The organism is Parvibaculum sp., from assembly GCF_049651025.1.
Classification (GTDB): Bacteria; Pseudomonadota; Alphaproteobacteria; order Parvibaculales; family Parvibaculaceae; genus Parvibaculum.
Window position 1 is genome coordinate 1 of sequence record NZ_JBASBH010000105.1, and the last position, 12,286, is coordinate 12,286.

Sequence of the window (12,286 nt, forward strand, 5' to 3'; positions counted from 1 at the left end):
TGCGGGCGATCCGATTGATGAGTTCCTGAGCCTTGCGATTGATTTCGAACGCGATCATGCGGCGTCGATGCAGGCCTTTCTGCATTGGGTGGAGCGCGGCGGGTCCGAGATCAAGCGCGACATGGACAAGGGCCGCGACGAGGTTCGCATCATGACGGTGCATGGCGCGAAGGGGCTGGAGGCGGAAATCGTTTTCATGCCGGACACGTGCAGCGCGCCGGCCGCGCAGCACGATCCGGGGCTGATCTCGCTGCCGACCGATCCGCCGCTGCTGCTCTGGCCGGTGCGCAAGAAGGATGAAGACCTGGTGACGGGGGGCGCGCGCGATCTGCATCGTCGCGCGCAGCAGGAAGAATATCGCAGGCTTCTCTATGTCGCGATGACGCGCGCGCGCGACCGGCTTTATGTCTGCGGCTATGTGGGCGAGCGCGGGGCGGCGGCGGACTGCTGGTACAATCTGATTGCCGATGCGCTGAAGCCCATGGCGCAAGAAGTGACGCTCGACGACGGGCGCAAGGTCTGGCGCATCGAAGGCGAGCAGAAGCGCGAGCCGGAAGTGCAAAAGGCGACGGTCGAGACGACGCAAGAACCCTTGCCCGATTGGGCGCGGCTTGCGGCGGCGCCCGAGCCGACGCCGTCCCGCCCGCTTGCGCCATCGCGCCTGCCGCCTGAAGGACCGATGGAGCCGCCCGCCATGTCGCCGCTTGCGGGCGATATCTCCGCGCGCTTTCTGCGCGGCAAGCTGCTCCACCGTTTGTTGCAGACCTTGCCCGATCTTGGCGATGCGGAGCGCGAGGATGCTGCGCGGCGTTTTCTCGACAGCTCTGCCTATGCGCTTTCCGATGATGAACGCGACGAGATCGTGGCGGCGACGCTTGCCGTTTTGCGTGAGCCGTCTTTTGCCGGAATTTTCGGTGAAGGCAGTCGCGCCGAAGTGGCGCTGGTGGGCCAGATCGAATTTGCGGGCAAGGCGACACTTGTGTCGGGCCAGATCGACAGGCTTTGTGTGACGAGCGCGCGTGTTCTCGTTGTGGACTACAAGACGAACCGGCCTGCGCCGCCTGAAATCGGCAGCGTAAGCCCTGCCTATATCGCGCAGATGGCCGCTTATCGCGCGGTGCTGGGCGAGATTTATCCGGGCCGGGAAATTGCCTGTGCGCTGCTTTGGACCGACGGGCCGCGCCTCATGGAACTGCCGGCTGCGGCGCTGGATGCGGCATTGCGCGGAGGAGGGCAATCTTGACCTTGCGGGGGTGGCTTCCTAAATTTAGCGCAATGAAACTTCACTTGGCCCCATTTGAGGGAGCCGGGGCCGGTGGGACAGCCCGCCGGCCGGGAAAGGAATAATATGACCGAAAAAGTCACCGACTCCTCTTTCGAGAGCGATGTGCTGGACGCTTCCGGCCCGGTTCTGGTCGACTTCTGGGCGACCTGGTGCGGCCCGTGCAAGCAGATCGCCCCGGCGCTTGAAGAGATTGCCAAGGAATATGGCGGCAAACTGCGGGTCGCCAAGATCGACATCGACGAGAACCCCAATACGCCGACCAAATACGGCGTGCGCGGCGTTCCGACCATGATGATCTTCAAGGACGGCCAGGTGGCCGCCACCAAGGTCGGCGCGCTGCCCAAGGGCAAGATCGTCGAATGGATCGAAAGCTCGCTCTGAGCCTCCGCTCCCGCGCAGTTTTGAAGGGCCGGTCGAAAGACCGGCCTTTTTGTTTGCTGACGCAACGTTTTTTTGGCGAAGCCTTTGGACTCTGCGCCGTCAAATGTGCTTGAGTTGAGTGAAGAGAATATGAGGTTCTCTGGCCCCTGGGGAGGAAGGTCAATGGAACAGCTAAGCCCGATGGATGCCTCGTTCCTGTATTTCGAAACAGCGAACGCGCCGATGCATATTGGAGCCGTTGCCATTTACGATCAGGCAACTGTCGATGGCGGCGTGTTGGCCTTCAAGGAAATCCTGAAAAATTACGAGTCGCGCCTGCATCTCGCGCGCTCGTTTCGCCAGCGCATCGTCCGTGTGCCGCTGAGCCTCGACCATCCCTATTGGCTTGAGGACCCGGATTTCGATCTTGAATATCACGTCCGCCATATCGCGCTGCCCAAGCCCGGCGACTGGCGGCAGCTCTGCATTCAGGTGGCGCGGCTTCATGCGCGCCCGCTCGATACGGGCCGTCCGCTCTGGGAATTCACGGTGATCGAGGGGCTCGACAATGTGGAGGGCCTGCCCAAGGGCAGCTTCGCGATTGTCTCCAAGGTTCACCACGCGGCGATCGACGGCGTTTCCGGCGCGGAGATGACGGCGGCGGTGCATGACCTCACGCCCGACGCGACGCCGACACCGCCGGACAAGGCATGGCTGCCCGAACGCGAGCCGACGGCAATCGAGCTTCTGTCGCGCACCTCGGTCAATAATGTGCGCCAGCCCTTCAAGCTCGCGCGCGTCGTGGTCGAATCCGTGCCCGCGCTGGCGCGGCTCGGCATCGGGCTTTCGGCGGGCAAGCTGAAGCGCGTCGGCGCGGTGCCGCGTACGCGCTTCAACGGCAAGGTGTCGCCGCATCGCGTGTTCGACGGACGGTCATTCAAGCTGAACGATATTCGCGCGATCAAGAACGCGGTCGAAGGCGCGACGGTGAACGATGCCGTCATTGCGATCATCGGCGGCGCGCTGCGCAAATATCTCGAATCGAAGCATGAACTGCCGAAGGATTCGCTGATCGCCATGGCGCCGATTTCGGTGCGCTCCAAGGATCAGCAGAAATCGGCGGGCAATCAGGTGAGCGCCATGTCGGTGGCGGTGCGCTCCGACATTGCCGATCCGCTGGACCGGCTTGTCGCGGTCTTCGAGTCGACGACGAATTCCAAGGAAATGACCAACGCCATCGGCGCGAGCACGCTGACCGATTACTCGCAGTTCATTCCCTCGACGGTCGCCGGGCTTGCCGCGCGGCTCTATACGAATCTGGGATTGGCGAACCGCATCACGCCGATCTTCAACACGGTCATCACGAATATTCCCGGACCGCAGGTGCCGCTCTATATGACGGGCGCGCGGCTTGTGACGCAGTTCGGGCTTGGGCCGATCCTCGACGGCATGGGCATCATCCATCCGGTGTTCAGCTATTGCGGCGAGATCACGATTTCCTTCACCTCATGCCGCGAGATGATCCCCGATCCGGCCTTCTATGCCGAATGCATCCAGGAATCCTTCGAGGAGATGCTGGCGGCGACGAAGGACAAGCATGTGAAGACGGGCGCCGGTGCGCGTGCCGGCATTGCGCGCGCCGCCGTACCCGCCGAAGTCGCGGCGGCGGAAGCAGCCGAGATCAAGGCGAAGCTCGCGCAGAAGGCGGCAAAGAAACCCGCGGCTCCCAAACGCGCCGCGCCGAAAAAAGCGGCGGCGAAAAAGGCAAAGCCTGCCGACGTCGCATCGCTTGCTGAAACGCCTGTGACGTCGCGCATCGAAGCGGCGGAATAGTCGGACCAAGTCCGGCATGACGGTGAGGGGAGGGCGTTCCGTCTCTTGCTGTCCTGCTTGCACCCGCTGCCCCAACTTCAGATCGTCACCCCGGGCTTGAGCCGGGGTCCATCTTTGCGGCGGTGCTGTAGGGAAGATGGATGCCGGATCAAGTCCGGCATGACGACTGGGGGAGGGCGTTCCGTCTATGGTTGTCCTGCCTGCACCAGCTGCTGCAACCCCAATCGGTGGCCTCAACGCCAATCCGTCACGCCCACCTCAATCCGTCACCCCGGGCTTGACCCGGGGTCCATCTTTGCGGCGGTGCTGTAGGGAAGATGGATGCCGGATCAAGTCCGGCATGACGATGGGGGCAACTCGGCGCGGAAAACCGGCGTCCACTTTTCCTGGAATTGCTTTAGCCGTTATCGGCGAGGATGGTGCCGGCGAGATAAAGCGATCCGCAAATGAGAATGCGGGGCGGCGTTCCGCCTGCGCGGGCAAGGACGCGGCTCATGGCTTCATCGACTGAAGCGGCAGGCGTGGCGTCGAGGCCGCCTGCGCGTGCGGCTTCGACGAGAGCGCCCGGCGAGAGGCAGGCCGGATCGTCGGGGATCGCGACCGTTTCGACATGGGCGGCGAGGCCCTTGAAGGGCGCGAAGAAACCGGCGGCGTCTTTCGTGTCCTTCATGCCGACGATCATCATCAAAGGACTGGCGGAATTCTGCGCGAGGTCGGCCATGAGATGGGCGACGGCGCGGCCTGCCTGCGGATTGTGCCCGCCATCCAGCCATAATTCGCCATGGGCGGGCAGGCGCTCGACGAGCGGCCCGCGCGTCAGGCGCTGCATGCGGGCAGGCCATTCGACTTCGCGAAGCCCGCGCGCGATTGCTTCCGTTTCAAGCGGCAACATCTTCGCCTGACGCAGCGCGCAAATGGCGATGCCCGCATTGTCGATCTGGTGGCGGCCGAGAAGTTTCGGCAGCGGCAGATCGAGCAGCCCATGCTCGTCCTGATAGACGAGATGGCCGTGCTCCTCGTAAGCGCTGAAATCCTGACCGAATATCAGGAGCGGCGCGCCGACTTTCTGCGCGTGATATTCGATTGCTGCGCGACCTTCATCCGTTTGCGGACCGATGACGGCGGGAACGCCGCGCTTCAATATGCCTGCCTTCTCGCCTGCGATCAGCGTGATCGTGTCGCCGAGAAATGCCTGATGGTCGAGATCGACCGGCGTGATGATGGTGACGGCGGGCTTGTCGATGACGTTGGTCGTGTCATAGCGCCCGCCCATGCCGACTTCGAGCACAAGCGCGTCGGCTGGATTGCGCGCATAGGCGAGCATGGCGACGCAGGTCGTGATCTCGAAAAATGTGATGGGCGCGCCGCCATTCACGCGCTCGCATTCGTCGAGCAAGGCGGAAAGAAGTTCCTCGCCGATCTCGGCGCTTTTCGGATGGCCCGCAAGGCGGATGCGTTCATGAAAGCGAACGAGATGGGGCGATGTATAGCTGTGAACGCCATAGTCGCCTGCTTCGAGCGCGGCGCGCAGATAGGCGGAAACGGAACCCTTGCCGTTGGTGCCGGCGATGTGAAAGGTCGGCGGCAGGGCGCGCTCGGGATGATGGAGAAACGCCAGCAAACGCTCGATGCGTTCCAGCGACAGGTCGATCAGTTTCGGGTGAAGCTTCGTCAGTCTTTCAAGGATGACGCTGCTTGCATCGGGTATCCGGCTCACCTCAGCCACGGGCCGCGCGTGCGGGCACGCCGGACATGGGCGCGAGCTTCGGCTTGTGCGTGAGGATGCGGATGCTGCGCGCCAGCGTTTCCTTGAGCTGATGACGATGCACGATCATGTCGATCATGCCGTGATCGAACTGGAATTCCGCCTTCTGGAAATCTTCCGGAAGCTTCTCGCGGATCGTCTGCTCGATGACGCGGCGACCGGAGAAACCGATCAGCGCGCCGGGCTCTGCAATATGGATGTCGCCAAGCATGGCATAGGAGGCAAGCACGCCGCCCGTCGTCGGATCGGTGAGGACGACGATGTAAGGCAGGCCCGCCTCGCGCAGCATCTGCACGGCGACCGTGGTGCGCGGCATCTGCATGAGCGAGAGAATGCCCTCCTGCATGCGCGCGCCACCGGCGGCGGCAAAGAGCACATAGGGCGCATGTTTTTCGATGGCGACTTCGGCGCCTTTGACGATGGCCTCGCCTGCCGCCATGCCGAGCGAACCGCCCATAAAGGCGAAGTCCTGAATGGCGGCGACGATCTCGACGCCGTCGAGCGGGCCATGAGCCACAGTGACGCTGTCGTCGCGGCCCGTCTTGGAGCGCGCTTCCTTCAGGCGGTCGGGATATTTTTTCTGGTCGCGGAATTTCAGCGGATCGAGCGGAACGCCGCCGACGGGCACGAGCTGGAACTGGCCCGCATCGAAGATCGAATTCAGACGCGCGGCCGTGCTGAGCTTCATGTGGAAGCCGCAATGCGGGCAGACGTTGAGCGCCGCGTCGAGATCGCGGTGGAAGATCATCTCGTTACAGGCCGGGCACTTGCGCCAGAGATTGTCCGGCGTCGTGTCGGCCTTCTTCTTGAAGACGCGCTGGATTTTCGGACGAACGACGTTGTTGATCCAGTTCATATTGCGTCTCTCCCTATTCCGCCGCTGTCGCGCGCGCGCCGTGTACGCCGTCGGCAAGCTCGCGCACGAAGGCGAGCACGCGGGCGGGACCGCCGGATTTCATTTTACCTTGAGCATCAAGCTCTGCGGCGATTTTGTTCACGATGGCCGAGCCGACGACGGCGCCGTCAGCCGCTTGCGCGATGGTCGCCGCCTGTTCGGGTGTGCTGATGCCAAAGCCGACCGCGACGGGCAGGGCCGTGTGCCGCTTGATGCGGGCGACGGAGGCGGCAACGTCGCGCGCCTCGGGCGTTGCCGAACCGGTGATGCCATTGATCGAAACGTAATAGACAAAGCCCGACGTGTTGGCGAGGACGGCGGGAAGCCGCTTGTCGTCGGTCGTCGGCGTTGCGAGGCGGATGAAGTTGAGGCCCGCACGCAATGCAGGCTCGCACAATTCATCGTCTTCCTCGGGCGGCAGATCGACGACGATGAGGCCGTCGACGCCTGCGTCTTTTGCCGCGGCGAGAAAGGCCGGAACGCCCATGTGATAGATCGGATTGTAATAGCCCATCAGCACGATGGGCGTGTCGTTATCGCCCTTGCGGAAGCGGCGCACGATATCGAGCGTGCCGTGAAGCGTGGCGCCGGATTTCAGCGCGCGCTGCGATGACGCCTGAATGGCGGGGCCGTCCGCCATCGGATCGGTGAAGGGCATGCCGAGTTCGATGACGTCGGCACCGGCAGCGGGAAGACCGCGCACGATTTCAAACGAGGCATCGCTGTCGGGATCGCCGGCAGTGATGAAGGTGACGAAAGCCGCGCGGCCTTCAGCCTTCAGCTTTGCGAATTTGCGGTCGAGACGGGTTGTCATGCGAGTGCCTCCGCACCGGGCCTGAAGCCCTCCCCCCTTGAGGGGGAGGGTGGGGTGGGGGGTAGGCCAAGGAAAGAGTCTTTTGAAGAAGCCCCCCCGCCCGATCCGCTACGCGGATCGACCTCCCCCTCTAGGGGGGAGGTGAAAGAAATATGCAGCTTTACGCTTTCTGAAAGTTTGCTCACAGCGTCACTCCCAGATGCTCGGCAACGGAGAACACATCCTTGTCGCCACGCCCGGACAGGCAGACGAGAATGATCTGATCCTTGGACATGGTCGGCGCGAGTTTCGCGACATGGGCAAGCGCGTGGCAAGGCTCCAGCGCGGGGATGATGCCCTCGACCCTGGAAAGAAGCTGGAAGGCCTCGAGCGCTTCCTTGTCGGTCGCGGACACGTATTTCACGCGGCCGATATCGTTGAGCCAGGAATGCTCAGGCCCGATGCCGGGATAGTCGAGGCCCGCCGAAATCGAATGGCCTTCGAGAATCTGCCCGTCGTCATCCTGCAGAAGATAGGTGCGATTGCCGTGAAGCACGCCGGGGCTGCCGCCAAGGATCGAGGCGGAATGCTCGCCGGTTTCAATGCCGTGACCGCCCGCTTCGACGCCGACGACCTCGACGCTCTCATCGTTGAGGAAGGGGTGGAAGAGGCCCATGGCGTTTGAACCGCCGCCGATGCAGGCAACCAGAGTGTCGGGCAGGCGGCCTTCCATCTCCTGAAGCTGCGCCTTTGCTTCCGTGCCGATGACGGACTGGAAGTCGCGCACCATGGCGGGATAGGGATGCGGGCCTGCGACGGTGCCGATCAGGTAATAGGTGTCTTCGACATTGGTGACCCAGTCGCGCAGCGCCTCGTTCATCGCATCTTTCAGCGTGCCCGAACCAGAGGTGACCGGCACGACTTCGGCGCCGAGAAGCTTCATGCGGAAGACGTTGGGCTTCTGCCGCTCGACGTCGGTCGCGCCCATATAGACGACGCAAGGCAGGCCGAAACGCGCGGCAACCGTCGCCGATGCGACGCCATGCTGGCCCGCGCCGGTTTCGGCGATGATCCGCGTCTTGCCCATGCGGCGCGCGAGCTGAATCTGGCCGAGGCAGTTATTGATCTTGTGCGAGCCGGTATGGTTCAGCTCTTCGCGCTTGAGATAGATCTTCGCGCCACCGAAATGCTCGGTCAGTCGCTCGGCGAAATAGAGCGGCGAGGGACGACCGGCATAATGCGTGTTGAGACTTTTCAGTTCGGCCTGAAAGGCAGGATCTTCCTTTGCCGCGTCATAGGCTTTTTCAAGCTCGAGGATCAGCGGCATCAGCGTCTCGGCGACGAAGCGTCCGCCGAAAATGCCGAAGCGCCCGCGCTCGTCGGGGCCTGTGCGGTAGGAATTCACTTTCGAACTCGCGCTCACGTCTTTTTCTTTCTTGAATACTTTTTCCGTCATGCGCGGACTTGATCCGCGTATCCACGCCTTCCCCGAGCCATCGAAGGAAGAAAGACGTGGATGGCCGGGTCAAGCCCGGCCATGACGATCAAAGATATAGCAGGTCAAACATCAACAGCCTTGGCCGCCTGAATAAACTTCCTTATCAGCTCCGGATTTTTCCGGCCCGGCGCATCCTCGACGCCGGAGGATACGTCCACCGCTTCCGCGCCAGTGGCCTCGATGGCCTCGCGGACATTATCGACCGTCAATCCGCCTGACAGCATCCAGGGTATTTCGGGCTTCTGCCCCGCAAGCAGCGACCAGTCGAAAGCGAGACCATTGCCGCCCGGCAGGGCATTTTTCATAGATTTAGGGGGTTTGGCATCAAACAGCAACAAATCGGCTGAATCACGGTAAATCTCGGATTTTATGGGGTCTTCCGGTCCCGCAATGGGGATCGCCTTCATCAGCGTGACGCCGTAGCGGCTCTTGAGTTCGACGAGGCGCTGCGATGTTTCATCGCCGTGAAGCTGCAGGATATCGGGGTCGAGCGCGGCCATGATCGCGTCGAGGGTGGCATCGTCGGCATCGACCGCGAGCGCGACCTTGAGAACCGAGGCGGGCATGAGCGCGGCAAGCTCCGCCGCCTTTTGCGGCGTCACATAGCGCGGGCTGCGGGGATAGAAGTTGAAGCCGATATAATCGGCGCCTGCTTCCACGGCGGCCTTCACCGTCTCGGGCGTCAAGAGGCCGCAGATCTTGACCTGAACTGATTTGGACTGGCGGGACATGTCAGGCCGCAAGCGACGCGCTGATCGCGTCGGCTGCCTCGCGCGGATCGGCGGCACCCGTGATGGGGCGGCCTATGACGAGCACATCGGCGCCGAGCGCCAGCGCCTGTGAGGGCGTCATGATGCGCTTCTGGTCGCCTATGTCGCTGCCCGCCGGGCGGATGCCCGGAACGATGAGCTTGAAGTCGCGCCCAAGCTCGCCGCGCAGGCGCTCGATTTCATGGGCGCTGCAGACAACGCCATCAAGCCCGGCTTTCGCCGCGAGATGGGCAAGCCGCAGCACGTGATCGGAGGGCGTGCCCGAAACGCCGGTCGCTGCGAGATCGGACTGGTCGAGGCTGGTGAGCATGGTGACGGCGATGACGAGGGGGCGCGCCTCGCCCGCTTCTTTCGCGGCGTCGGCCGCCGCGCGCATCATGGCGAGGCCGCCTGCCGCATGGACGTTGACGATGGCGGGCTTCAGCGGGAGGACGGCGCGGATGCCGCCTGCAACCGTGTTCGGGATGTCGTGGAGCTTCAGGTCGAGAAAGACGGGAAGGCCCGCCGCCGCGACCGCGCGATAGCCCTGCGGCCCATGCGCGTTGAAGAACTCCATGCCGATCTTGACGCCGCCGACCGAGCCCTTGAGTCCGCGCGCAAGGCTGGCGGCACGGGCATCGTCCGTGGTGTCGAGGGCGCAGAAGACTGGATTGGTGGGGCTCATGTGGCTCCCTCGTTGGGCATGCGCGTCAAGGAACCCGCGCGGGCTCAGGCGTGGGCGTTATAGCACCGGCCATGCGGCGCTGAAAAGGCTCAGTCCCGCGGTGTGGGCAGGCCGCCGCTCGAGGGCAGGATGGGGTCTGCGCGCCGCGTGGCCTTTTGCCGGGCTTGAAGCCATGTGGCGAAGCCGCCGATCAGAATGCCGAGGAAAAGCGCGGCAATGACGATGAGCGACAGGGGCATGGTGACGCCGAGCGCCGGTTCCGTCGGATTGAACGGGTCGAAGCTGAAGGTGACGGATTGGCGATTGGCAACCGCCAGCGCAATGGCGATGAGCGCGACGGGCGGCAGGACGAACCAGCGGAAAAAATTCATAGGAGTGGTCCCTTGAAGCCCTCTCCCCTTGGGGAGACGGTGGGGTGAGGGGGCGGCAACGAAGAGTCTTTCGAAGAAGCCCCTCACCCGATCAGCTTCGCTGATCGACCTCTCCCCCTTCAGGGGAGAGGCGAAGTCATACCGATATTACTCGTCGTCGCCTTCATCGTCGCCCTCTTCGACAGCCAGCAGTTTGTGCGCGGGAATATCGGCGTTATTGAGCCGTTCGCGCAATTCCTTGCCGGTCTTGAAGAAGGGCACGAATTTTTCTTCGACGTGGACGGGGGCGCCCGTGCGGGGGTTACGTCCGGTGCGGGCGGGGCGGCTTTTCACCGAAAAAGCGCCGAAACCGCGCAATTCGACGCGATCGCCGCGCGAAAGGGCGGCGCTGATCTCGTCGAAGATCGTGGAGACGATACGCTCGACGTCACGCTGATACAGATGCGGATTGGCTTGTGCCAGCCGGGCGACGAGTTCGGATTTGATCATATCTGCGCGTCCACCGGCTTATGCCTGCCCATTGTGCCGGTGGTTGGTTCAGGCCGCTTGCGCCCCGTTCCCTGCCCCCCGGCAGTTGCGTGAAACTCATCGTTCAACGCGGTTCAGCCTGCCAAACGCTTGTCAGCCCGTCAAGGGTAAGTCTTTTTGTTTGCAGCGTTTTTCCGGCCAGAGAGGCCATGCCGGAGGCAAAAGCCTCGCCCATGGCCCGCGCGCCGAACAGACCATAACCCTCATCCAGCCGCTTCGGTTCCCAGGTCTCGACGGGCAGGTCGGGGCTGAGCTTGTGCTCGCGCGCCAGCCAGGCGATGGCCTGCTCCTCGCCGCCGATCTCGTCGACAAGGCCGTTTTTGACCGCCTGAAAGCCCGTATAGACGCGCCCGTCGCCGAGCTTTTTGGCGATCGCCGGATCGAGGTTGCGCCGTTCGGCGACAAGACCGAGGAACCAGTCGTAAGACGAGGTGATGAGGTCGCGTGTGACCGCCAGAGCTTCGGGGCTCGGCTTGTGGAAGGGGTCAGGCTCGGCCTTGAGCGGGGCGGATTTCACCGACTGCATTTCGACGCCGATCTTGTCCATGAGGCCGGAAAGCTGCGCCCATTGGAAAAGCACACCGATGGAGCCGGTCAGCGTATTGCCGCGCGCGACGACATGATCGGCGGAAAGCGCGGCGATATAGCCGCCCGATGCGGCGACCGTGCCCAGCACCGCGACGACGGGTTTTTTCTCGGCGAGCTTGCGCACGCTTTGATAAAGCGCTTCGGCGCCCGTGGTCGTGCCGCCCGGACTGTCGATGGCGAGGATGACGGCCTTGATCGCCGGATCGTCGCGCAAGTCGGAAAGCAGCTCCTGCATGTCGCGATCGTCGGTGATGATGCCGGAAATTTCGACGCGCGCGATTTGCGTGCGATGGAAGGCGACGCCGTTCGCGGCCAGAATTGCGATGAGCGCAACGGCCACGGCGGCGATGGCACCGAAGCGCCACATGAAAAGGCGGCGCTTGAGGTATCGCCTGTCGGTCAGTGCATCGGCGTCGAAGGACAAGGGCTTTCTCCAGACAGGCTGATCGTGGTGGGGAGCCTAAAGCAATTCCAGGAAATGTGGGACCGGTTTTCCGTCCCGAATTGCCTCGCCTCTCATCGTCATGCCGGACTTGATCCGGTATCCATCTTCCTTGCGGTGTCGCTGCAAAGATGGACCCCGGGTCAAGCCCGGGGTGACGGCGTCTTTTTGACGAGGCCCTTCGCGTCATTCAGCTAAAGAAAAAGCGCGTTCCGATTTCTCGGAACGCGCTTTGCAGAACAGCGGATGACCGCTGGTCTTACTTCTTGTCTTCCTGATCGCGCTTCAGAGCCGCGCCCAGAATGTCGCCAAGCGACGCGCCGCTGTCGGACGAGCCGTACTGAGCGACAGCGTCCTTCTCTTCGGCGATTTCAAGCGCCTTGACCGAGAGCGTGATCTTGCGCGCGGACTTGTCGAACTGCGTCACGCGGGCATCGACCTTGTCGCCGACCGAGAAACGCTCGGGGCGCTGCTCGGAACGGTCGCGCGAAAGT

13 protein-coding genes are annotated in these 12,286 nt (G+C 63.1%); 3 read left to right on the forward strand and 10 right to left on the reverse strand.

Annotated elements, in window-relative coordinates:
* The 3 genes from WA943_RS13655 to WA943_RS13665 form a co-directional block, all read left to right on the forward strand.
* A partial coding sequence (locus WA943_RS13655; protein WP_424470437.1) for a 3'-5' exonuclease occupies positions 1 to 1,243 on the forward strand: 1,243 nt, incomplete at its 5' end.
* Between the two features lie 105 nt (positions 1,244 to 1,348).
* Complete coding sequence (gene trxA, locus WA943_RS13660) at positions 1,349 to 1,666, forward strand: thioredoxin TrxA (RefSeq protein ID WP_424470438.1); 318 nt, start codon at positions 1,349 to 1,351, stop codon at positions 1,664 to 1,666.
* Between the two features lie 162 nt (positions 1,667 to 1,828).
* Positions 1,829 to 3,478 (forward strand): WS/DGAT/MGAT family O-acyltransferase, encoded by a 1,650-nt coding sequence (locus tag WA943_RS13665; protein ID WP_424470439.1) that lies wholly within the window; start codon positions 1,829 to 1,831, stop codon positions 3,476 to 3,478.
* A 397-nt stretch (positions 3,479 to 3,875) separates the two neighbouring features.
* On the opposite strand, the gene WA943_RS13670 is transcribed toward WA943_RS13665, so the two are convergent.
* The 10 genes from WA943_RS13670 to WA943_RS13715 all read right to left on the reverse strand — a co-directional run.
* On the reverse strand, positions 3,876 to 5,204 hold the full coding sequence (locus WA943_RS13670) for a bifunctional folylpolyglutamate synthase/dihydrofolate synthase (RefSeq protein ID WP_424470440.1): 1,329 nt from the start codon (positions 5,202 to 5,204) through the stop codon (positions 3,876 to 3,878).
* Positions 5,197 to 6,099, reverse strand: a complete 903-nt coding sequence (accD, locus tag WA943_RS13675; protein WP_424470441.1) for an acetyl-CoA carboxylase, carboxyltransferase subunit beta — start codon at positions 6,097 to 6,099, stop codon at positions 5,197 to 5,199. The genes WA943_RS13670 and accD overlap by 8 nt, the downstream gene beginning before the upstream one ends.
* 13 nt (positions 6,100 to 6,112) lie before the next feature.
* Entirely contained in the window at positions 6,113 to 6,952 is an 840-nt protein-coding gene (gene trpA, locus WA943_RS13680) for a tryptophan synthase subunit alpha (protein ID WP_424470442.1), read from the reverse strand.
* A 181-nt stretch (positions 6,953 to 7,133) separates the two neighbouring features.
* On the reverse strand, positions 7,134 to 8,387 hold the full coding sequence (gene trpB, locus WA943_RS13685) for a tryptophan synthase subunit beta (protein WP_424470443.1): 1,254 nt from the start codon (positions 8,385 to 8,387) through the stop codon (positions 7,134 to 7,136).
* Between the two features lie 104 nt (positions 8,388 to 8,491).
* Positions 8,492 to 9,160, reverse strand: a complete 669-nt coding sequence (locus WA943_RS13690; RefSeq protein WP_424470444.1) for a phosphoribosylanthranilate isomerase — start codon at positions 9,158 to 9,160, stop codon at positions 8,492 to 8,494.
* Between the two features lies 1 nt (position 9,161).
* Positions 9,162 to 9,863, reverse strand: coding sequence for an orotidine-5'-phosphate decarboxylase (gene pyrF, locus WA943_RS13695; protein ID WP_424470445.1), 702 nt, complete (start codon positions 9,861 to 9,863; stop codon positions 9,162 to 9,164).
* An 89-nt stretch (positions 9,864 to 9,952) separates the two neighbouring features.
* Positions 9,953 to 10,234 (reverse strand): LapA family protein, encoded by a 282-nt coding sequence (locus WA943_RS13700; RefSeq protein ID WP_424470446.1) that lies wholly within the window; start codon positions 10,232 to 10,234, stop codon positions 9,953 to 9,955.
* A 147-nt stretch (positions 10,235 to 10,381) separates the two neighbouring features.
* Complete coding sequence (ihfB, locus tag WA943_RS13705; protein ID WP_424470447.1) at positions 10,382 to 10,723, reverse strand: integration host factor subunit beta; 342 nt, start codon at positions 10,721 to 10,723, stop codon at positions 10,382 to 10,384.
* Positions 10,724 to 10,826: 103 nt separating this feature from the next.
* On the reverse strand, positions 10,827 to 11,774 hold the full coding sequence (gene sppA / locus WA943_RS13710) for a signal peptide peptidase SppA (RefSeq protein WP_424470448.1): 948 nt from the start codon (positions 11,772 to 11,774) through the stop codon (positions 10,827 to 10,829).
* A gap of 277 nt (positions 11,775 to 12,051) precedes the next feature.
* The coding region (locus tag WA943_RS13715; protein ID WP_424470449.1) for a S1 RNA-binding domain-containing protein at positions 12,052 to 12,286 on the reverse strand (235 nt) is incomplete at its 5' end.

Bases quoted from the DNA above. Each gene is read 5' to 3' on its own strand.
- ihfB (WP_424470447.1), bottom strand. From the start codon at position 10,723: ATGATCAAATCCGAACTCGTCGCCCGGCTGGCACAAGCCAATCCGCAT.
- WA943_RS13665 (WP_424470439.1), top strand. From the start codon at position 1,829: ATGGAACAGCTAAGCCCGATGGATGCCTCGTTCCTGTATTTCGAAACA.
- WA943_RS13690 (WP_424470444.1), bottom strand. From the start codon at position 9,160: ATGTCCCGCCAGTCCAAATCAGTTCAGGTCAAGATCTGCGGCCTCTTG.
- trpA (WP_424470442.1), bottom strand. From the start codon at position 6,952: ATGACAACCCGTCTCGACCGCAAATTCGCAAAGCTGAAGGCTGAAGGC.
- pyrF (WP_424470445.1), bottom strand. From the start codon at position 9,863: ATGAGCCCCACCAATCCAGTCTTCTGCGCCCTCGACACCACGGACGAT.
- accD (WP_424470441.1), bottom strand. From the start codon at position 6,099: ATGAACTGGATCAACAACGTCGTTCGTCCGAAAATCCAGCGCGTCTTC.
- WA943_RS13700 (WP_424470446.1), bottom strand. From the start codon at position 10,234: ATGAATTTTTTCCGCTGGTTCGTCCTGCCGCCCGTCGCGCTCATCGCC.
- trxA (WP_424470438.1), top strand. From the start codon at position 1,349: ATGACCGAAAAAGTCACCGACTCCTCTTTCGAGAGCGATGTGCTGGAC.
- trpB (WP_424470443.1), bottom strand. From the start codon at position 8,387: ATGACGGAAAAAGTATTCAAGAAAGAAAAAGACGTGAGCGCGAGTTCG.